The sequence below is a fragment of the Desulfotomaculum sp. OF05-3 genome (genome assembly GCF_003435535.1).
In the GTDB taxonomy this organism is placed as follows: Bacteria; Bacillota; Clostridia; order Lachnospirales; family Lachnospiraceae; genus Pilosibacter; species Pilosibacter fragilis.
Genome location: NZ_QWGO01000042.1, coordinates 1 through 21,756 on the forward strand (window position 1 = coordinate 1; position 21,756 = coordinate 21,756).

The window sequence follows — 21,756 nt, forward strand, 5'->3', positions numbered from 1 at the left end:
GGCCTTAGGATGGCTGTTTCTATCGGACTCTAACAGCGTTTCTTTTTGGTCCTTCTTTTGGTTCTTCTTTTGGTCTTCCTTTAGCGTTTCTTTTGGTCTTTCTTCTGGCCTTTCTTTTTCCTTTCTATGTGTTCTGTTTTGCTCCCCGCAAATGTTTCACGTGAAACATTCATATTTATCGCTATTCGCCTTTCGCAAACGGTAACGCATATTCTTCAGAAACATTTCACACTTTCGCCTGTTGTATCTCTCTATCAATTATATTATAATATAATCAGGGTTTACCTTAGAGAAAAGTGATAAAACTACTTCTCTTCTCTCACAGTATTCCCACTATATTTCTATACCCTATCATCTAATTTCGAGGTGAATTTATGAAAGCAAAAAACAAAATCATCACTGCCGTTCTCCTGTCTGCCGGCGCGGCTGTCGGAACTGCGCTGATCAATAAATACATCAAAATGTCTGCCGTTGCAAGAAATCTTCTCACCCAGCCGGAACCACGTTGCTATCGTTGGAGACTCGGCAATATCTACTATACAAAAACAGGAACCGGAAAGCCGCTTCTTCTCGTTCACGACCTGACACATGCGTCCAGCAGCTGCGAGTGGGATTCCCTGATTCCGCTTTTAAAAGAATACTACACGGTTTACACCATCGACCTTTTAGGCTGTGGCCGTTCTGAAAAGCCAAACCTTACTTACACGAATTTTCTCTATGTGCAGCTGTTAAATGATTTCGTAAAATCCGAGATCGGCCGCCGCACAAATATTGTCGCCACCGGTGCGTCCGCTCCGATCGTGACAATGGCCTGTGGATACAATCCGGATCTCTTTGAGCAGATGATGTTCATCAACCCGGATTCTCTCCTCTCCTGCAGTCATATTCCTGGAAAATCCGCAAAATGTTATAAGTTTATCCTTGATCTCCCGATCATCGGAACACTTCTCTACAATTTTGCATCCGCGAGAAGTATAATCTCCAAGACCTTCTCTGAGAGTTACTTCTATAACCCGTACGATGTGAATCCGCATAACATCGACAAATACCACGAGTCTGCCCACCTTGGCGACTCCCCGAAATCTGTCTACGCCAGCGTCCAGTGTAACTACACAAAATGTAATATTACAAAGACTCTGGAAAAGATTGACAACAGCATCTACATTCTCGGCGGTGAAGCCGAACCGGACATCGACCTGACGATCAAAGAATACACTAAATGCAACCCGGCAATCGAGTCCAGCACCATTGTCAACACCCGGCATCTACCTCAGCTCGAAAACCCAGAGGAAGTCAGCGCAACCGTGCAGATGTTCTTCAATTAGTTTCACACAACCATATTTCAATGTTTCACGTGAAACATTCCTATTAACTACAAAAAGGCGCCGTTGCTTCTCTTCTGGCAGCGACGCCTGATTTATTTCAATTGCTTTCCAACAGCTTATCTATTTCTGCTCTGTTATCAATCTACCGATGTTCCATCGCAAATGTTTCACGTGAAACATCGTGACATTTTTATCTCCTTCATGGCAAAAAAAGAACTACATTATCCTAATTTATAAAGATAATGAAGTTCTCAATTTTTCTTTAAATTTTACTTTTTTTACTTTAACGGTTCCTTCCCCGGAAGTCCCGCTTTTCTCGGATATTTCTTCGCTGTGATTGCCATCTTCTTTACCGGAACAAAGGTGCGTTCCACGTCCGTCTCCGGAAGAATCTTTACGATAATATCCTTCATCTCTCCGCCAAGCTTCTTCACAGCAGATCTCGCCTGGGCAATCTCCTCGTCAGCTTTTCCGGATTTATACGGGATAAAATATCCGCCCTTTTTCACAAACGGGATACAGTACTCGGAAAGGGTGGACATATTTGCCACCGCCCGGGATACGCAGATGTCGTACTGTTCCCGGTATTTCGCATCGCGTCCGTAGTCCTCGGCACGTCCATGGACAGCCGTAATATCCGTAAGTCCCAGTGCCTCTATCACCTCATTTAAGAATCCCACTCTCTTATTTAAAGAATCAAGCAGTGTGACCTTCAGTCCCGGAAACGCAATCTTTAACGGAATTCCCGGAAATCCTGCACCCGTACCCACATCGATACAGCTGTATTCTGCGGATCCGTCAAGCTTTAACCCAAGCTCCGGCGCAGCCAGAACAAGCAGAAGGCTGTCCACAAAATGCTTCGTGATCACATCGGAAAGCTCTGTGATCGCCGTGAGGTTCATCACCTTATTCTTCTCGATCAGCATCTCATAATATTTAAAAAACTGCTCTTTCTGCTGATCCGAAAGCTCGATTCCAAGATCCGCGCAGCCCTGATCCAATAATTTTACAAATTCATCTGTCATCAAATTATTTCCTTCCCATCTGCTCTAAATGCACCATCAGGACAGAGATATCTGCCGGTGAAACGCCGGAAATTCTCGATGCCTGTCCGATATTCTCCGGCTTATAGAGATTCAGCTTCTGGACAGCCTCTCTTCTTAAACTGTTTACCGTTGTATAGTCGAGATCCGCCGGGATTTTTCTTCCCTCAAGCTTCTTAAACTGTGCCACCTGCTGCTTCTGTCTGCGGATATATCCGTCATATTTCAGATTTATGTCAACCTGTTCCCGCACATCCGCCGGAAGCTCCGGCCTCTTTTCATCTAACTCCGCCAGCATCCCATAATTTAATTCTGGTCTCTTAATGAGCTCCGCCAGTGTACTTCCGGACTTTAACGCCGTACTTCCATGAGCCTCCAGGAACGTCTGAACCTTCTCGTTCGCACCGATATTCGTCTTCTCGAGACGTGCGATCTCCGCCTCAATGGCCTTTTCTTTCCAAAGTACATACTCGTACTGTTCATCGGATACAAGACCGATCTCATGTCCGATCCCGCGAAGTCTGAGATCCGCATTGTCCTGACGCAGGAGCAGACGGTACTCCGCTCTCGATGTCATCATGCGGTACGGCTCATGATTTTCCTTTGTCACAAGATCATCGATAAGGACCCCGATATACGCCTGGGAACGATCAAGAACCACCGCGCTCTTCTCCTGCAGCTTTCTCGCCGCGTTCACACCGGCCATAAAGCCCTGAACGGCTGCCTCCTCATATCCGGAGCTTCCGTTAAACTGGCCGCCGGAGAACAGTCCGTCAATATTTTTAAACTCCAGGGACGCCTTTAACTGTCTCGGATTGATGCAATCATACTCAATTGCATATGCATTTCGAACAATTTTGACATTTTCCAGTCCCGGAACTGTCCGATACATTGCATACTGAACATCCTCTGGCAGGGAACTGGACATACCACCGAGGTACATCTCATTCGTGTAGAGTCCCTCCGGCTCCACAAATACCTGATGACGCTCCTTATCCGGGAATTTTACGACCTTATCCTCTATGGACGGGCAGTATCTCGGACCGGTTCCCTCGATGGCACCGGAGAATAATGGGGAACGTTCCAGGTTGTTCCGGATGATCTCATGGGTCTTCTCATTCGTATACGTCAGCCAGCAGGAGATCTGTTCCTTCTGTATTGACTTCGGATCCGTAGAAAATGAGAACGGAACAACCCGCTTATCTCCAAACTGCTCTTCCATTTTGGAGAAATCGATACTTCTCTTATCCGCTCTCGCCGGTGTTCCCGTCTTAAAACGGTACATTTCGATTCCGTTCGCCTTTAAGGAATCTGTCAGATGGTTCGCCGCCTGCAGACCATTCGGTCCCGTCGGGTTGCTCACATCGCCGTAAATACATCTTGCACGGAGATAAACACCTGTAGCAAGAACCACCGCACGGCACCTATAGACCGCGCCGGAGTAGGTTTTTACACCCACGATCCGCTTTTTCACCGGATAACTGCTCTCCTGCTGCCCCTCATGCTCCTTCTTAAAGGTTCCGCACTCGCCCGGGATTTCCTCCGTGAGGATCTCAGCAACCTCCGCCTGTCGGATCGTCAGATGATCCGTGTTCTCCAGGACGCGGCGCATGGATCTCGTGTACTCCTGCTTGTCCGCCTGAGCACGCAGGGAGTGGACCGCCGGTCCCTTGGATTCATTCAACATCTTCGACTGGATAAACGTTTTATCAATATTTTTGCCCATCTCACCGCCGAGGGCATCCAGCTCACGGACAAGATGTCCCTTGGAACTTCCTCCGACGTTCGGGTTGCATGGCATCAGGGCAATGCTGTCCACGCTGACCGTAAACATGATCGTCTCAAACCCAAGTCTCGCTGCCGCAAGCGCCGCCTCGCATCCCGCATGGCCCGCGCCGACAACTACAATATCATATGTCTCCTCTACTACCGGCATTTTATTTCCTCTTTTCTTGTCAATTCCCTACTGTCTCTTCTATACTCCCAGCGGAATCTCCCATAAAAAACGTTCCGATCCGCCAATTTCTTTCCACCATAATCTTACTTACCCATACAGAACTTGCTGAAGATCTCATTCACCAGGTCATCCTCCACAGACTCCCCGACAATAAGACCTAACTTCTCATAGGCATCCATCAGATCGATCGAATAAAAATCCTCCGGCATGCCGTTCTCTATACTGTTCTCCACCATGGACATGCTCTCGAAAGCGTCCTTTAAAGCCTTCACATGGCGCACATTCGTGATCATAACCTGGTCGTTGAAGTCGATCTCACCTTCATAGAATAAGGACTTTATCTCCTCTTCCAGGAGGTCGATTCCCGTCTCCTCCTTCGCGGAGATTCCGATCACCTTATGCCCGGACCGCTTCTCCACCTCATCCGCGGATACTACCGGCTCCAGGTCGCTCTTATTTAAGAGTACCACTGACTTCCGTTCCTTAATAAAGTCCATGATCTGATAGTCGTTCTCATCCAGCTTCCTCGATCCATCTACAACGTAGATGATGAGATCCGCCTTCTTCGCCTCTTCCATGGCCCGGGAAACGCCGATCTTCTCCACCACGTCCTCTGTATCCCGGATTCCCGCAGTGTCCACAACATTCAGGCTGATTCCCTGAAGATAGATATGTTCCTCAAGGATATCTCTCGTCGTTCCCGCCACATCCGTAACAATGGCGCGATCCTCGCCAACTAAAACATTCATCAGGGACGATTTTCCGGCATTCGGCTTTCCTAAAATAACAGTCTTTACGCCCTCAGAAACCACCCGTCCATTGGAGGAAGAACAGATCAGCTTCTCAAGCTTCTTCTTCACAGAAAGAACAACTTTAAGCAATTTTTCCCCGTATCCGTCAAGGGAAATATGTTCCGGATCGTCAAGCGCCGACTCGATAAAGGCAATCTCATAGATAATCTGTTCCCGGATCTCATGGATCTCCTTCGATACACTTCCCCGAAGCTGGCTCACAGAGGACTGCAGCGCATATTCATTTTTCGCGTTGATCACGTCGATGACCGCCTCCGCCTGGGAGAGGTCGATCCTGCCGTTTAAGAACGCCCGTTTCGTAAATTCACCCGGCTCTGCCAGTCTCGCCCCGGCCTTTAAGACTGTCTCCAGGATCCGTCTCGTGACCAGCATTCCGCCGTGACAATCGATCTCCACGGTATCTTCCGCTGTGTAGCTCCGTGGTCCTCGCATAAGCATCAAAAGGACCTCATCCACAGCCTCATCCCCGTCATAAACGTATCCGTAATGGATCGTATGGCTCTCCGCCTCAGAAAGCTTTTTCTTTCCAGGTTCCCGAAAGACCTTTTCCGCGACTTCAACCGCGTTCTCACCGCTGATCCTCACGATTCCGATTCCTGAATTTCCCATCGCCGTGGCGATCGCTGCAATCGTATCTGTATATTCCATAATCTCCATCCTGTCACTCATGCCTGCTGCCTTAAAACATCAAGCTGAATGATCTTCTATTTTCTGGCTCCGCAAGTCCTGTAAACTCACGGAAATTCACACAATTAGTCACCCTATCATAGCACAAAGGGGCTGCCATAGGCAACCCCCTCTATCACGATATCTGCAACTATTCAGCACCTTCCTGGTTACCTTTGTTTCCAGACAAAATCAGCCATGCGTTCCCGCACAGTGCGGCGCATGGCTGATCTGTGAATTATTATTCCTGACTGCTGCTGCGATAGCTATTCTCAGAACCAGCGGTTCTTTCGCGTCTCTCGTATCTCGGTCTTCTCTCTCTGCGCTCTTCCTTCTTTAACGCGATCACAACATGGCGGAACGGCTCCTCACCTTCGCTCTTTGTGAATACGTATTTATCGTTCTGGAGTGCGGAGTGGATGATCCGTCTCTCATACGGATTCATCGGCTCTAAGGAAACCGGACGTCTTGTCCGCTTTACCTTGTAAGCGATATTCTTTGCGAGAGTCTCCAGTGTTTCTTTTCTTCTCTCTCTGTAATTTTCGGTATCCAGCTTGACTCTTAAGTAGTCCTCAGATTCCTTATTTACAACAAGGCTTACAAGATACTGAAGGGAATCGAGTGTCTGTCCTCTCTTGCCGATGAGAAGTCCCATCTCCTCGCCGGTCAGGTTGACATCCATCTCCTTTTCCTCTTCATTCATTTTCACTTCCACGTCAACAGCAAGGCCCATTGCATCGAAAACGGAATTCAGGAAATCTACGGCCTTATCGTCAACGGTCTCGATCTTCTTCGCGCGTATCACTGCCGGCTTGGAACCAAAAAGTCCGCCGAGAACTCCGGCACTTCCCTTTTCAACGACCTCATACTGAATCCGATCACTGCTCACACCGAGCTGCAGGGATGCCTGTGTGATTGCATCTTCCACAGTTTTCGCAGTCACTGTAATCATTTCCATAACAGAACCCCCTTATTATTTTCGCTTGTCATGTGCCTCATTGTACTTCTGGACCATCGCTGCCTTGGAAGCGAGACTTCCCGGTTTCGCGTTGGTGTTGTAGTACTTGCTGGACTCCTCGATCTGTTTCGCGATCTTTTCCTTCTTAACTTCCTCAGCAGCTTTTTCCTTCTCCTCCTCAGCCTTGATCGCCTTTAAGGATGCGGTAGCGTTCTGAGTTACCTTAGCCGGCGGAAGTCCCTGTTTTGCACGTTTCTTATTTACCTTTTCCAGGTTCTTTGCGATCATATCGTCGATGTTTACCTTATCCATGTACGCGTTAACGATGAGCTGCTGGATAATTGTAACAACGCTGGTCGCGATCCAGTAGATACCAAGACCTGCCGGCATCGTGATACAGATGAACGCGGAGAATAACGGCATTGTCGTTGTCATAGTCTTCATGGACTGGGCCATCGGATTCTCTGCATCTGCAGATGTGGACGGCTGATTTCCGCTCATGAGCTTTGTGCTGAACCACTGGGACACTGCCGCAAGAACCGGGATGATCCATGCGAAGGACGGTACCCAGCCCGGCGCCTCTGCCATATTTAAACCGAGGAACGTGTTCATTCTCTCGACAACAGCAGCATTCTGGCCGATCACATCAGAGATTGCCGGGAACAGTGCCTGAAGCTCTCCCCACTGGGATGTGGAGAATTTATAGAGCATGTCTACAAGACGGTTTGCATTTGTGAAATCAAACTTGTCTAATTTTCCGCCGCAGGCGGTTGCGATATTTGTGATTTCCTGTAACTTCTGAGCATAGTCAGCCTGTCCCATTAACGGGGTTACAACGTTGTCGAAATAAACGCGTACAGACGGAACGTATGCCGGGATATTGTAGATGACACGGTACAGTGCAAGAAGGATCGGCATCTGGATCAGCAGCGGAAGGCATCCGCCCGTCATGCTTGTGCCGTACTTCTCGTAAACAGCCTGGATCTCCACATTCTGACGCTGCATGGACTCCTGATCCGACTTTCCTTTATACTTCTTCTGGATTGCCTGGATCTCCGGATTCATGACAGACATGAGTTTTGTGGTTTTCTGCTGTTTGATCGTCAGCGGTATCATCAGTGTTTTCATTACGATCGTAAACAGAATGATGCACAGACCTACGTTGAACACGCCGAAGCTGCTCGTAAATCTGAAGAGGATGTCCATGACATAGCCAAGGACAGTCGCGATCGGTCCCAGAATGGAACCAGCCTTCGTCAAAACCATATCTTACCTCCTGGGTTTTTTACGGGACTGGATCATAACCGCCTTTTGCAAACGGGTGACATCTCAAAATCCGCCTGCACGCAAGATAAGTACCTTTTATAGCGCCGTATTTTCTGATTGCTTCCATGGCGTACTGGGAGCAGGTAGGCGTATAAATACAGTGAGGGCCGATACAGGGAGAGATAAACTTCCTGTAAATCTTAATCAGACCAATCAGAACCCATTTCATAAACCACTCACTTCGATTCTTTTAAAATGTTATGAAGCCCGCATAAGTGCAGAAAAGCACTCTCAATCTTGTCGAAATTTTTGTCTTTTGCCGCAGCACGTGCGACAACAATGATGTCTTTTCCTTCTTCTAATATGTCCTTATTTAACCGGAAGCTTTCGCGGACAAGTCTCGCGAACCGATGCCTTACAACGCTGTTTCCGACCTTTTTGCTGGCGGAAATTCCGATTCTCGTGTCCTCCCGTCCCGAATCCATCACGTACATGACCAGATATTTGTTTGCGTAGGACTTCCCTCCCCGGTAAACCGTCTGGAAATCCTGATTTTTCTTTAACGAATTGAACCTTTTCATTCAATACCTCTGCAAAACTAAGTCGATAAAGCCGTAAAAATCCCGCATAACAAAAAAGAGCATCCAAAAGTTTTCCTAAACTTCCGGATACTCTCTTGGTTCATTAAGCAGATAATCTAGCTCTACCTTTTGCTCTTCTGGCAGCTAAAACTTTTCTACCGCCTGCTGTTGCCATTCTCGCTCTGAAACCATGAACTCTTTTTCTCTGAGTGTTCTTCGGCTGAAATGTCATCTTCATAAACCCGGCACCTCCTCTTACTCTAAATTCAAGTACCTTCTCATGTACATATAAACTAAGACATATTGAAGCATCGTATCGATTATATAAAAATTGCCGCCCTTCGTCAAGACTAAATTTCAAAAAATCCTTAAAACATGGGGATTTCTCCCATATGATTTTTCCTTTTTTTCGCTGTATATCCACATTCTGCTTTTTGCATGGAACGTTACTTTTCGGTCTTTCAGTACTAAAAAAGGGGAACAGCGTTTCGCTATCCCCCATAAAATGTATGTATTGATTTTATGTCACTATATTTAGTATCTCTTCATTATATTATGATGTTGGGGTCAAAAGCTTTTGACCCCTCTGATACCGAATTGCTCTGCACTGCGTGCTCCCGCAATTCTCAAAAACATTCGTAATTCGCTCATTTTTCTATGAAAAATGGCTACTTACTCATGTTTTTGGCGGGTCCCAAGGTCAAAAATTCTCCTGCAAGCAAGCTTGCGTCGAACTTCTGACCTTTTGACCCTGGTATCATATTATAGAAGCTGCAGCGTTATTATTTTCCGCTGCTCTCATTTTTTATACCTGATCTTCTTCCGGAAGCTGCCACACCACGCTTCTGAAAGGTATTCCTATATAACCGGCTCTTTCCGATCAGCCGTTATCTTTCATGATTTTAAACAGAACCTTCGTGATGGCCGTCGTAAGGATACCTGCGACGATCGCCTCCGGGATACCAAATCCCAGGATGATTCCCAGGATCACATCGTAGATGTGCTCCACTGCCTTGTTGGACGCAGCCGCGTAGCTCTGTCCGAAGAAGATATAAATTCCGTTCATGACAAGCAGTGTGTTTGTCATAGCTCCTGCGATACCAGCCACCCAGAGGGCAACGGTCTGGCTGCCTTTGATTCCGTGAGCTGCTTTCATGATCAGCTTATAAACAAAATAAGCAACGATGCCGATGCATACACGCGGCACGATGGCGATCACGGCGCTCCACATGTTTCCGCTGTATCCGCCGATCGTAACGAACGGGCTGAATACGAAGGAGGTCACTCCCGGGGCAATGGTCGCTTTTACAAGGCTGGTCACACCAAATACCAGTCCTAAGTAAGCGCCGTACTTCGGTCCAAGGATGATCGCTCCGATGATGACCGGGACGTGGATGATCGTTGCGTTCATAAAGCCTAACGGAATGTAACCGAGAAACGGTACGACCGACATGGCGATGATGATCGCGGTGAAAATCCCGGCGAGGGACATGTCCAGAACTTTCTTTTCAATTTTCATTTTTCTTTTTCCTCCTGCTACTGCTCTCTTGCGAGATACAATGCAATATAGTCACGTCTTGCATTATAGCGTGTCAGCGTGATGCCGTCAAATTCTTTCTCTAAAATTTTCCATTTATTTTTACTTTTCAATTTTACTTCCTACAATATAATTCCTGTTGCCGCCTTCTTTCTCCCGATCTCACCCTTTTTTCTCCCCTGCTGCCTTAATTTTTTTCGATTTTTCATTTTTCCCTCATATACGCCCTCTCCAACGTCCAGTCCTCTAAAATCGTTCTTTCTTTCCCTTCTGATTTCGGTGTCTTTCTCCCGCGGACACAATTTATTGTATTTTTTCTGTCCGCTCCTGGCGCACATCTTGTTATGTGGCTATTCACATGTTTTCCACTCATAATTATCAACTTATCCCCAAATCGTGGATAAGTTGTGGATAAGTCACTGGAAAAGTTGTGGATTTTCACATTTGACATTGAAAATTATTCCGTTTTACGCTAGAATAAATTCAGAGTGGGTTTATATGCTTTTGTGGACAGGTTTCCGCCTTTTCCACAACTATGCACATCGTTATACACATGTTTAGGAGTATGAATATGCTGGAAGAAATCAAAGAGAAATGGGACGAGATCCTCTTAAATATAAAGGAAGAACACGATATTTCAGAGGTGTCCTACCGCACATGGCTGTTGCCGCTGATCCCGGATTCTGTGGATAAAGATATCCTCACGATCCTGGTGCCTGATTCCGCGTTTATCAGCTATGTGAAAAAGAAATATGAATTCCTGTTGAAAATTACGATCGAAGAAATTACAGGATTTCAGTGCGAACTCGATTTCAAGTTAAAATCTGACGTGAAGGAACCGGAAAAAGAGAACCGTCTGATCAATGTAACCAACAATACGGTCAGTCAGCTTGCTCTCCAAAACGCGAACTTAAATCCGCGTTATACCTTCGATACCTTTGTCGTCGGAAAAAACAACAACCTTGCCCATGCCGCATCCCTTGCAGTTGCGGAATCCCCGGGCGAAATTTATAATCCGTTATTTATTTATGGAGGCGTGGGACTCGGAAAGACGCACTTAATGCATTCCGTCGCCCACTTCATCCTGAAAAATAACCCGAGCGCAAAGATTCTGTACGTGACATCCGAGAAATTTACAAACGAACTGATCGACGCAATCCGAAACAAAAACAACGTTTCCACCACGGAATTCCGTGAAAAATACAGAAACAATGACGTGCTTCTGATCGACGATATCCAGTTTATTATCGGAAAAGAAAGTACCCAGGAGGAATTTTTCCATACATTCAATGCCCTCTACGAGGCAAAAAAGCAGATCATTATTTCCTCCGACCGTCCTCCAAGAGAAATTGAAACTCTGGAAGACCGTCTCCGTTCCCGTTTCGAATGGGGACTCACCGTAGATATCCAGCCGCCGGATTATGAAACCCGGATGGCGATTCTCCGGAAAAAGGAAGAACTTGAAGGATACAACATCGATAACGAGATCATCAAATATATCGCTACCAATGTAAAATCCAACATCCGTGAACTGGAAGGCGCCCTCACAAAAATCGTTGCTTCCAGCAAATTAAATAATAAGGAAATCAATCTTGAACTTGCAGAGGAAGCATTAAAAGATCTGATCTCCCCGAACGCTGCCCGCGAAGTGACTCCGCAGCTTATTATTAATGTAGTTTCTGAGCATTTCGGCATCACACCCCTTGATCTCATCGGCCAGAAACGAAGTAAAGAACTCGTATTCCCGCGCCAGATCGTCATGTATCTCTGCGGCGATATGACGAGCGAGTCTCTCCAGAACATCGGAAAAGCTCTCGGCGGCCGCGATCATACAACGATCATTCACGGAACAAAAAAGATTGCCAGCGAATTAAAGACCGACGAGAATTTAAAGAACACGATCGATATTTTAAAGAAAAAAATCAACCCACAGTAAGCTTGTGGATTTTTTCGTGGAAATCCCGTTGAAAATTTGTGGATAAAATGAGGATGATTTTTCCCGATTTTTGCCTGTGGAAAACTCCCGGGTTGTCCTTTTGGATTTGCAGAGTTACCCACAATGGTTTTCACAGAGGTTTTTTCAGGGTTTCATTAGGGTTTTCCCCCTTATAAACAAATTCACACTCCCTACTACTGTTAAGACTAATATCTTTTATATATTTCTTTATTTGTGAACGTTTCTTAAGAAAGGAAGTTATCAACAACTATGAAACTGACATTCCAGAAAACCGCTCTCTTAAACGGTATCAATATTGTTCTCAAGGCAGTTCCATCAAAAACAACGATGCCTATTTTAGAGTGCATTCTGATCGACGCTTCTACTGATGAGATCAAGCTGACTGCCAACGATATGGAGCTCGGCATTGAGACAAAAGTTGAAGGTGATATCCTTGAAAAAGGTAAAATTGCACTGGATGCAAAGCTTTTTTCTGAAATCGCAAGAAAATTATCCGATTCAGATTCCCTTGTAACCATCGAATCTGATGAAAAATTCAATACTGTGATCACCTGTGAGAACTCTGTATTCAAAATTCAGGGCAAAGATGGAGAGGAATTCTCCTATCTTCCGTATATTGAGAGAAATAAAAACATCACACTCTCCCAGTTTTCCTTAAAAGAGGTGATCCGCCAGACGATCTTCTCCATCTCTGTCAACGACAGCAACAAGATGATGACAGGCGAACTTTTTGAGGTAAACGGTGATACACTCCGAGTCGTTTCTCTCGACGGACATCGTATGGCAATTCGTAAAATTGTATTAAAAGATGAATATGAAAGCACAAAAGTCATCGTTCCGGGAAAAACTCTGAACGAAATCAGTAAAATTCTCACCGGTGACAACGAAAAAGAGGTCCAGATCTTCTTCGGAGCGAACCATATTCTCTTCGAATTTGATGATACGATCGTAGTTTCCCGCCTGATCGAGGGCGAATATTTCAAAGTAGACCAGATGCTTTCCAGCGATTACGCCACAAAAGTGTCTCTGAATAAGAAAGATTTCCTGGACAGCATCGAGAGAGCTATCATTTTAATCCGCGAAAATGACAAAAAACCGATCATTCTGAACATTGAAGACTCAAAAATGAGCCTGAAATTAAATTCCAGCTTCGGTACCATGAACGCGGAGATCCTGATCCATAAAACAGGACAGGATCTGATGATCGGATTCAACCCGAAATTCTTAAGTGATGCGCTGCGGATCATTGATGATGAGGAAGTTACCCTCTATATGATGAATGCGAAATCTCCGTGTTTCATCAAAGATGAGGATGAGAGCTACATTTATCTGATCCTGCCGGTAAACTTTAACGCCGCTGCGATTTAAAATCAGATGAAATTTCCCCGAAGTTCCGGTAAAATCCGGGGTTTCGGGTCGATTTTTTCATATATCTGGAATAAAAAAGGAGAAAAATGGAAAGTATTCACTTAAAAGATGAGTTTATCAAGCTTGGACAGGCATTGAAACTTGCAGGTCTGGTCGGCTCCGGAGTGGACGCAAAGTTTGTAATTCAGGACGGGCTTGTAAAAGTAAATGGGGAAGTTGAGACCCAGCGAGGCAAAAAACTTTACCCGGGAGACACGGTTTCCTATGACGGAAAGACATTTAAGGTAGAAAATTAAAGGATTTTTTCATGTTTATAGAATCCATCGAGCTGTCAGATTACAGAAATTACAGTCATTTACATATTGATTTTCATAAAGGGACGAACGTTCTTTATGGAGATAATGCCCAGGGAAAGACAAATATTCTGGAGGCAGTCTATGTGTGCAGCACAACAAAATCGCATCGGGGCAGCAAAGATAAAGAAATGATCCGGTTCGGCGCGGACGAATCCCACATCAAAATGATGGTCCGGCGGGATGGAATTCCCTACCGGATCGATATGCATCTGAAGAAAAATAAGGCAAAAGGGGTCGCGGTGAACGGAGTTCCGATCAAAAAAGCCAGTGAACTTTTCGGAATCGTCAATGTGATCTTCTTTTCACCGGAAGATCTGAACATTATCAAGAACGGACCCGCCGAGCGGAGACGTTTCGTCGACCTGGAACTCTGCCAGCTAAACAGGCTGTATGTCTACAATCTGGCACAGTATAACAAAACGGTTATACAACGAAACAAACTATTAAAGGACATAGACTACAACACGTCCTTAAAAGAGACACTCCCCATGTGGAATGAGCAGCTCTTAAAGTACGGCACAGAACTTATAATTATGCGTTCTGAGTTTATAAAAGAGCTGAACCCCCTGATTGCGGAGATCCACGCGGGGCTCTCGGGCGGAAAGGAAACACTCTCTATCGCCTACGAGCCGAATGTGTCGCCGGAAAATTTCAGGGAGCAGCTTGCGAAGAACCAGTTTCAGGAGATCAGGCAGAGGCAGACCCTGACCGGTCCCCACCGCGATGACCTGAACTTCATCGTAAATGGAACGGATATCAGGCGGTTCGGGTCCCAGGGACAGCAGAGAACGGCAGCTCTTTCTTTAAAACTTGCGGAGATCGAGCTGGTGAAAAAGATCGTAAAGGATTATCCGGTGCTTCTTCTGGATGACGTCCTTTCTGAACTTGACAGCAAGAGACAGGAACATTTACTTTCAGAAATTACCCACATTCAGACCTTGATCACATGTACGGGACTGGATGAGTTTGTAAACAGCAAATTCCGGATGGACAAGATTTTTAAGATTGTTGAAGGAACGGTAGAGAGCGAAGACTAAAGGAGGAACTTCATGAGCGCAGAATATAATGCAGATCAAATCCAGATTCTGGAGGGACTTGAGGCTGTAAGAAAAAGACCGGGAATGTACATTGGAAGTACGTCTTCGAGGGGACTTCACCATCTGGTATATGAGATCGTAGACAATGCGGTGGACGAGGCTCTTGCAGGATACTGCGATACCATCGATGTACAGATCAATTCCGACAATTCCATCACCGTTGTCGATGACGGACGGGGAATTCCGGTCGATATCCAGAAAAAAGCGGGACTTCCTGCGGTCGAAGTCGTCTTTACGATCCTTCATGCCGGCGGTAAGTTCGGCGGTGGGGGATACAAGGTATCCGGCGGCCTGCACGGCGTAGGTGCGTCTGTTGTAAACGCCTTATCCGAGTGGCTGGAGGTCGAAGTCTACCACGGAGGAAAGGTCTACAAGCAGCGCTATGAGCGCGGAAAGACCATGTACCCGTTAAAGATCGTGGGTGACTGCCCGTCAGATAAACATGGTACAAAAGTAACGTTCCTTCCGGACAAGACCATCTTTGAGGAGACCGTCTATGACTATGATACCTTAAAGATTCGTCTCCGCGAGACGGCGTTCCTTACAAAGAATTTAAAGATCATTCTCAGAGATGACCGCGAGGACAAGAAGGAAAAAGTCTTCCACTATGAAGGCGGTATCAAGGAGTTTGTCACCTACTTAAACCGCAGTAACGTGCCGCTTTACGACAATGTGATCTACTGCGAGGGCAAGAAGGACAACGTGCTGGTGGAGGTTGCCATGCAGCACAACGATTCCTACACCGAAAATATTTACAGCTTTGTAAACAACATCAACACACCGGAAGGCGGAACCCACCTGACTGGTTTTAGAAACGCCTTAACAAAGACGTTCAATGACTACGGAAGAAAGAACAAGCTCCTTAAGGACAGCGAGCCGGCCCTCACCGGTGAAGACATCCGTGAGGGACTGACTGCTATCATCAGCGTCAAGATCGAGGAGCCACAGTTTGAGGGTCAGACAAAGCAGAAGCTCGGAAACAGCGAGGCGAGAGGTGCTGTTGACAGCGTGGTATCTGAGCAGCTCACCTATTTCCTCGAGCAGAATCCGTCCGTAGCAAAGACGATCATCGAGAAATCCGTTCTTGCCCAGCGTGCCCGCGCTGCTGCGAGAAAGGCAAGAGACTTAACAAGAAGAAAGACGGTCCTTGATGGCTTATCCTTACCTGGAAAGCTTGCGGACTGCTCCAGCAAGCACCCGGAGGAATGCGAGATCTACATCGTAGAGGGAGATTCCGCTGGCGGTTCCGCGAAGGACGCGAGAAATAAGAGCACCCAGGCGATCCTGCCGCTTCGAGGAAAGATCTTAAACGTGGAGAAGGCGAGACTCGACCGTATTTACGGAAACGCGGAGATCAAATCCATGATCACGGCCTTCGGAACGGGAATCCACGAGGATTTCGATATCTCGAAGCTCCGCTACCACAAGATCATCATTATGACCGATGCCGATGTGGACGGTGCCCATATCAGTACACTGCTTCTGACATTCATCTACCGGTTTATGCCGGAGCTTATCAAACAGGGCTATGTTTACCTGGCTCAGCCGCCGCTCTATAAGATCGAGAAAAACAAGCGGGTATGGTACGCGTACAGTGATGAGGAGTTAAACAATATCTTAAAAGAGATCGGACGTGACCAGAACAACAAGATCCAGCGTTACAAAGGTCTTGGTGAGATGGATGCGGAACAGCTCTGGGAGACTACAATGGATCCGGAGCACAGAATCCTTTTACGTGTGACCATGAACGAGGAGATGACGTCGGAGATCGACCTCACCTTTACAACACTCATGGGAGATCAGGTGGAGCCGCGCCGTGAATTCATCGAACAGAACGCGAAATACGGAACTCTTGACATTTAATGCGGCAGCAGGGCTGTCTGGAAGGCGGTAAACCCGCCGGATGGTCATGCGGCGCAGTTTACGCAGGTTTAAGGCGCAGCGCAGGCTGCATTGGAGGAAAGAATGGAACCGAATATTTTTGACAAAATTCATGAGATAGACTTAAAAAAGACCATGGAGAAGTCGTACATCGACTACGCCATGAGCGTTATCGCGTCGCGAGCGCTCCCGGATGTCCGTGACGGCTTAAAGCCGGTACAGAGACGTGTCCTCTACTCCATGGCGGAACTGAACAACGGTCCGGATAAGCCCCACAGAAAAAGTGCCCGTATCGTCGGTGATACCATGGGTAAATACCATCCGCACGGCGACAGCTCCATCTATGGTGCTTTGGTAAATATGGCCCAGAGATGGTCCATGCGTTATATGCTCGTAGACGGCCACGGAAACTTTGGATCCATCGACGGCGACGGTGCCGCTGCCATGCGATACACCGAGGCGAGACTCAGCAAGATCTCTGTGGAGATGTTAGCGGACATCTATAAAGATACCGTTAATTTTATACCGAACTTCGATGAGACGGAAAAGGAACCGACGGTACTTCCGGCCAGATTCCCGAACCTTCTCGTAAATGGCGGGACCGGTATTGCGGTCGGAATGGCCACAAATATCCCGCCCCACAACCTCCGTGAGGTCATCGCGGCTGTCGTAAAGATCATCGACAACCAGGTGGAAGAAGGAAGACAGACCTCCATGGAGGAGATCTTACAGATCATCAAAGGACCGGATTTCCCGACTGGAGCTGAGATCCTTGGAACAAGAGGAATCGAGGAGGCGTACCGAACAGGTCGCGGAAAAATCAGAGTCCGCGCGGTGACAAACATTGAGACGGCTCCGAACGGAAAGAGCCATATCATCGTCACAGAGCTTCCGTACCTTGTCAACAAGGCGAGACTCATCGAGAAGATCGCGGAGCTCGTAAAAACGAAAAAAATTGACGGAATCACCGGAATCACCGATGAATCCAACCGTGAGGGAATCCGCATCAACATCGAACTCAGAAGAGATGTGAACGCGAATGTCCTCTTAAACCAGCTCTTAAAACATACACAGCTGCAGGATTCCTTCGGAGTAATCATGCTTGCCCTGGTAAACAACGAGCCGAAGATCCTCAACATCCTTCAGATGCTTGAGTACTATCTGGATCACCAGAAGGACGTTGTGACGAGAAGAACGAAGTACGACTTAAATAAGGCTGAGGAACGCGCTCACATCTTAGAGGGCTTATTAAAGGCCTTAGATCATATCGATGAGGTGATAAGGATCATCCGCGGCTCCGCAAATGTCGCGGAGGCGAAACGCGTCCTCATGGAGCGCTTTGAACTCACAGACCCGCAGGCACAGGCAATCGTGGACATGCGTCTGCGTGCGCTCACAGGTCTGGAACGTGAGAAGCTCGAGAACGAGTATAAAGAACTGGAGGCAAAAATCGCGGAATTGCGTGCAATCCTTGCAGATGAAAATAAATTATTAAGTGTGATCAAGAAAGAGATCCTTGTGATCTCCGAGAAATACGGTGACGACAGACGGACAAAGATAGGCTTTGAAGATGATATGTCCGTGGAAGACCTGATCTCCGACGATGACACTGTAATTGCCATGACCAATCTTGGATACATCAAGAGAATGTCCGTGGACAATTTCAAGAGCCAGAACCGCGGCGGAAAGGGAATCAAGGGAATGCAGACCATCGATGAGGACTTCATCGAGGATCTTCTCATGACAACGAACCACCACTATATCATGTTCTTCACGAACACAGGACGATGCTACCGGATCAAGGCCTACGAGATCCCGGAGGCAGGAAGAACAGCCCGCGGAACGGCTATCGTGAACCTTTTACAGCTTCAGTCTGGTGAAAAGGTCACAGCGGCGATCCCGATGCGTGAGATCGATGATGACAAGTACCTCTTTATGGCCACAAAGGGCGGAATGGTGAAGAAGACCAGAATGTGCGAGTACAGCAACATGAGAAAGACAGGTCTTCAGGCAATCCTGCTCCGCGAGGGAGATGAGCTGATCGAGGTAAAGGTGACAGACAATACCGAGGATATCTTCCTCGCGACGAAATTCGGTATGTCCATCCGCTTCAAGGAGACGGATGCGAGAATTACCGGCCGTGTTTCCTATGGTGTTATCGGCATGAAGCTCGACGAGGGTGACGAGGTCATCGGCATGCAGATGGCAAGCCAGGGCGAGTACATGCTCGTGGCATCCGAAAAGGGATACGGAAAGAGAACGAGAATCTCTGAATTCAAGCTGCAGCTTCGCGGCGGCAAGGGACTTCTCTGCTATAATGTGACAGAAAAGACAGGAAATCTTATCGGAATGAAGCTGCTTGACGACGGAAGAGATATCATGCTGATCACCAATGAGGGAATTCTGATCCGCATGGGGGTTGACGATATCTCTGTCATCGGCAGAAATACATCCGGCGTAAAACTGATGAGCATTGAAGCTGATTCTGATGTCCGCGTTGCTTCCATCGCGAAAGTCCGGGAAAGCAGCCGCCAGGACGAGGAGGACGAAAACGTGGCAGATCCAGAATCCATGGAGAATGAGGACGGGGAGACCACGGAGGAGTAATGTTCATGAATATGAAGAGCGGTTATGAGACCGCCATTCGTCCATAAAACAGGATTTCTGACTCTGGAGTGATTGGATACAGGAATCCGGGAATGCCGGATTCCTGTATTTTTCATAATAATAGGCCATCATGAATGTCCGGAAGAAATCCGTCCGATGGCAATCAATCCAAAAAAGTAATCGGGAGGAAAATCGTCTATGAGAACCGTTCAGGCGAGTGAGATCACAAAAAACATCCGGGAAATGTGCATCGAGGCAAACCATTTCCTTTCGGATGACATGAAAAAAGTATTTAATGAGAGCGTGGAGAAGGAAGAATCTCCTCTTGGAAAACAGATCTTAAATCAGCTTCAGGAGAATCTTGAGATCGCCGGAAGAGATATGATCCCGATCTGCCAGGATACGGGCATGGCCGTCGTTTTCATTAAAGTCGGGCAGGAAGTACATATCGAGGGAGGTAATCTGACGGATGCCATCAATGAAGGCGTCCGACAGGGATACGTGGACGGATACTTAAGAAAGTCTGTTGTCCGTGATCCTATCGACCGCGTGAATACAAAAGACAACACCCCGGCGATCATCCATTACGAGATCGTAGACGGGGACCAGGTGGACATCACTGTTGCGCCGAAGGGATTCGGAAGCGAGAACATGAGCCGCGTGTTCATGTTGAAGCCGGCTGATGGCATTGAGGGTGTGAAAGAGAAGATATTAGAGGCTGTCCGTGACGCTGGTCCGAATGCCTGTCCTCCTATGGTGGTCGGCGTCGGTATCGGCGGAACCTTTGAAAAGTGCGCCCTGATGGCAAAGCATGCCCTGACGAGAAATCTGGACGAGGAATCTCCGGTTCCATATGTCAGAGACCTGGAGAAAGAGATGCTTGAAAAGATCAACGGTCTCGGAATCGGACCGGGGGGACTCGGCGGTCGTGTGACTGCCATGGCCGTCAATATCGAGACATATCCGACGCATATCGCGGGACTTCCGATGGCAGTGAATATCTGCTGTCATGTAAACCGTCATGCGCATCGCGTTATTTAATAAGAGAAACAGGAGGAAACCATGGACAGACAGATCAGTGTACCAATTAAGAAAGAAGATGCAGTGTCTCTCCGGGCCGGGGACTACGTGACTCTTACGGGAACCATCTATACAGCGAGAGACGCAGCGCATAAGAGAATGCAGGAAACGCTGGACGCGGGGGAAGCTCTGCCCATCGAGATGCAGGGAAACGTCATCTACTATATGGGACCGTCCCCGGCAAGAGAGGGACGTCCTATCGGGTCTGCGGGACCAACAACGGCGAGCCGTATGGATAAGTACGCGCCGAAGCTTTTAGACCTTGGCCTGGGTGCCATGATCGGAAAAGGGAAGAGAAGTCAGGCGGTGATCGATGCTATTGTGAGAAATGGTTCCGTCTACTTCGCTGCAATCGGCGGTGCGGGGGCACTATTGTCCCAGCGCATCAAAAAGTCGGAGGTCGTTGCCTACGATGATCTTGGAACTGAGGCAATCCGGAAACTGGAAGTAGAAGATTTTCCGGTGGTCGTCGTGATCGATTCCCAGGGAAATAACCTGTATGAGACGGCAATCAAGGAATATCAGAAATAATATCAGATGAGAAAGCGGAGAACCGACAGCCGGAAAAGGAGTTGATTCCCCGCTTTTCTGGTATAAAAGTATAGAGAAAAATCATACTGTAAAAAGATGGTAAAAAAAGATGAAAAAAGTTGTTGACAAAAAGAACTATAGCTTGTATAATTAATCCTGCGTCTGGCGAGTTCGCCCGACAAACTTAATAAATGATAATTAGCTACGGTAATAAGGAGAAATACTCAAGAGGCCGAAGAGGCGCCCCTGCTAAGGGTGTAGGTCGGGAAACCGGCGCGAGGGTTCAAATCCCTCTTTCTCCGCTCATCTGATTAAAAAACTTCAAAAAGTTTTGAAAAAAAGATGAAAAAGTTGTTGACAAACAGCAAACACTGTGATAAGATATCAGAGTTGCCGCTGAGATACAGCAACAACAAAACAAAGTTCCTTGAAAACTGAACAGTATGTAAAACCCTGAAAATTCTTATAAAATGGTCTTTTGGTTTAGACCATGAATGAGAACATTCAGAACAAAACCTAACAAAACAGTAGAACGGTTTAAAAATTAGCCAAGCTAAATTTTGAACTCGGATACAAACACTTTAACATGAGAGTTTGATCCTGGCTCAGGATGAACGCTGGCGGCGTGCCTAACACATGCAAGTCGAACGAGGTAAATAAGATGAAGTTTTCGGATGGATTCTTATTTACCGAGTGGCGGACGGGTGAGTAACGCGTGGGTAACCTGCCTCATA

General features: G+C 47.0%; 18 protein-coding genes, 1 tRNA gene and 1 rRNA gene. 11 read left to right on the forward strand and 9 right to left on the reverse strand.

Features of this window, described 5'->3' with window-relative positions:
• The first annotated feature begins 374 nt into the window (after positions 1-374).
• Positions 375-1,325 carry an alpha/beta fold hydrolase gene (locus DXA87_RS15555; RefSeq protein ID WP_117505276.1) on the forward strand — a complete coding sequence of 317 codons (951 nt, stop codon included), beginning with the start codon at positions 375-377 and terminating at the stop codon, positions 1,323-1,325.
• A 278-nt stretch (positions 1,326-1,603) separates the two neighbouring features.
• Here the strand turns inward: DXA87_RS15555 and rsmG are convergent, their stop codons facing one another.
• The 9 genes from rsmG to DXA87_RS15600 form a co-directional block, all read right to left on the reverse strand.
• On the reverse strand, positions 1,604-2,350 hold the full coding sequence (rsmG, locus tag DXA87_RS15560) for a 16S rRNA (guanine(527)-N(7))-methyltransferase RsmG (RefSeq protein ID WP_117505278.1): 747 nt from the start codon (positions 2,348-2,350) through the stop codon (positions 1,604-1,606).
• A 4-nt stretch (positions 2,351-2,354) separates the two neighbouring features.
• Positions 2,355-4,304 (reverse strand): tRNA uridine-5-carboxymethylaminomethyl(34) synthesis enzyme MnmG, encoded by a 1,950-nt coding sequence (mnmG, locus tag DXA87_RS15565; RefSeq protein WP_117505280.1) that lies wholly within the window; start codon positions 4,302-4,304, stop codon positions 2,355-2,357.
• A gap of 104 nt (positions 4,305-4,408) precedes the next feature.
• The gene (mnmE, locus tag DXA87_RS15570; RefSeq protein WP_117505292.1) at positions 4,409-5,785 is read right to left on the reverse strand and encodes a tRNA uridine-5-carboxymethylaminomethyl(34) synthesis GTPase MnmE; all 1,377 of its coding nucleotides are present in this window, start codon (positions 5,783-5,785) and stop codon (positions 4,409-4,411) included.
• Positions 5,786-6,044: 259 nt separating this feature from the next.
• Positions 6,045-6,761 carry an RNA-binding cell elongation regulator Jag/EloR gene (gene jag / locus DXA87_RS15575; RefSeq protein WP_117471082.1) on the reverse strand — a complete coding sequence of 239 codons (717 nt, stop codon included), beginning with the start codon at positions 6,759-6,761 and terminating at the stop codon, positions 6,045-6,047.
• A gap of 15 nt (positions 6,762-6,776) precedes the next feature.
• Positions 6,777-8,027 carry a YidC/Oxa1 family membrane protein insertase gene (locus DXA87_RS15580; RefSeq protein ID WP_117471081.1) on the reverse strand — a complete coding sequence of 417 codons (1,251 nt, stop codon included), beginning with the start codon at positions 8,025-8,027 and terminating at the stop codon, positions 6,777-6,779.
• 19 nt (positions 8,028-8,046) lie between these two features.
• Complete coding sequence (yidD, locus tag DXA87_RS15585) at positions 8,047-8,256, reverse strand: membrane protein insertion efficiency factor YidD (protein WP_021904729.1); 210 nt, start codon at positions 8,254-8,256, stop codon at positions 8,047-8,049.
• A gap of 7 nt (positions 8,257-8,263) precedes the next feature.
• Entirely contained in the window at positions 8,264-8,608 is a 345-nt protein-coding gene (gene rnpA, locus DXA87_RS15590; protein ID WP_021904730.1) for a ribonuclease P protein component, read from the reverse strand.
• Between the two features lie 103 nt (positions 8,609-8,711).
• Positions 8,712-8,846 (reverse strand): 50S ribosomal protein L34, encoded by a 135-nt coding sequence (gene rpmH, locus DXA87_RS15595; RefSeq protein WP_015552758.1) that lies wholly within the window; start codon positions 8,844-8,846, stop codon positions 8,712-8,714.
• 642 nt (positions 8,847-9,488) lie between these two features.
• Positions 9,489-10,127, reverse strand: coding sequence for an ECF transporter S component (locus DXA87_RS15600; RefSeq protein ID WP_015552757.1), 639 nt, complete (start codon positions 10,125-10,127; stop codon positions 9,489-9,491).
• A gap of 589 nt (positions 10,128-10,716) precedes the next feature.
• On the opposite strand from DXA87_RS15600, the gene dnaA reads away from it, so the two are divergent.
• The 10 genes from dnaA to DXA87_RS15655 all read left to right on the forward strand — a co-directional run.
• Complete coding sequence (dnaA, locus tag DXA87_RS15610) at positions 10,717-12,081, forward strand: chromosomal replication initiator protein DnaA (RefSeq protein ID WP_015552755.1); 1,365 nt, start codon at positions 10,717-10,719, stop codon at positions 12,079-12,081.
• Positions 12,082-12,351: 270 nt separating this feature from the next.
• Positions 12,352-13,470, forward strand: coding sequence for a DNA polymerase III subunit beta (gene dnaN / locus DXA87_RS15615; protein WP_117471077.1), 1,119 nt, complete (start codon positions 12,352-12,354; stop codon positions 13,468-13,470).
• Positions 13,471-13,556: 86 nt separating this feature from the next.
• Positions 13,557-13,766: an RNA-binding S4 domain-containing protein gene (locus DXA87_RS15620; RefSeq protein WP_015552753.1), complete on the forward strand. Its 210-nt coding sequence runs from the start codon at positions 13,557-13,559 to the stop codon at positions 13,764-13,766.
• A gap of 11 nt (positions 13,767-13,777) precedes the next feature.
• Positions 13,778-14,863, forward strand: coding sequence for a DNA replication/repair protein RecF (recF, locus tag DXA87_RS15625; RefSeq protein ID WP_117505284.1), 1,086 nt, complete (start codon positions 13,778-13,780; stop codon positions 14,861-14,863).
• 12 nt (positions 14,864-14,875) lie between these two features.
• Complete coding sequence (gene gyrB / locus DXA87_RS15630; RefSeq protein ID WP_117505286.1) at positions 14,876-16,786, forward strand: DNA topoisomerase (ATP-hydrolyzing) subunit B; 1,911 nt, start codon at positions 14,876-14,878, stop codon at positions 16,784-16,786.
• Between the two features lie 102 nt (positions 16,787-16,888).
• A complete protein-coding gene (gene gyrA / locus DXA87_RS15635) occupies positions 16,889-19,411 on the forward strand; it encodes a DNA gyrase subunit A (RefSeq protein WP_117505288.1) in 2,523 nt (840 codons plus the stop codon).
• A 198-nt stretch (positions 19,412-19,609) separates the two neighbouring features.
• A complete protein-coding gene (locus tag DXA87_RS15640) occupies positions 19,610-20,452 on the forward strand; it encodes a fumarate hydratase (protein ID WP_117505290.1) in 843 nt (280 codons plus the stop codon).
• Positions 20,453-20,473: 21 nt separating this feature from the next.
• Positions 20,474-21,022, forward strand: a complete 549-nt coding sequence (locus DXA87_RS15645; protein ID WP_015552748.1) for a Fe-S-containing hydro-lyase — start codon at positions 20,474-20,476, stop codon at positions 21,020-21,022.
• A 214-nt stretch (positions 21,023-21,236) separates the two neighbouring features.
• Positions 21,237-21,324, forward strand: a tRNA-Ser gene (locus tag DXA87_RS15650).
• 280 nt (positions 21,325-21,604) lie between these two features.
• Positions 21,605-21,756: ribosomal RNA gene (locus DXA87_RS15655) — 16S ribosomal RNA — on the forward strand; the annotation flags it as partial.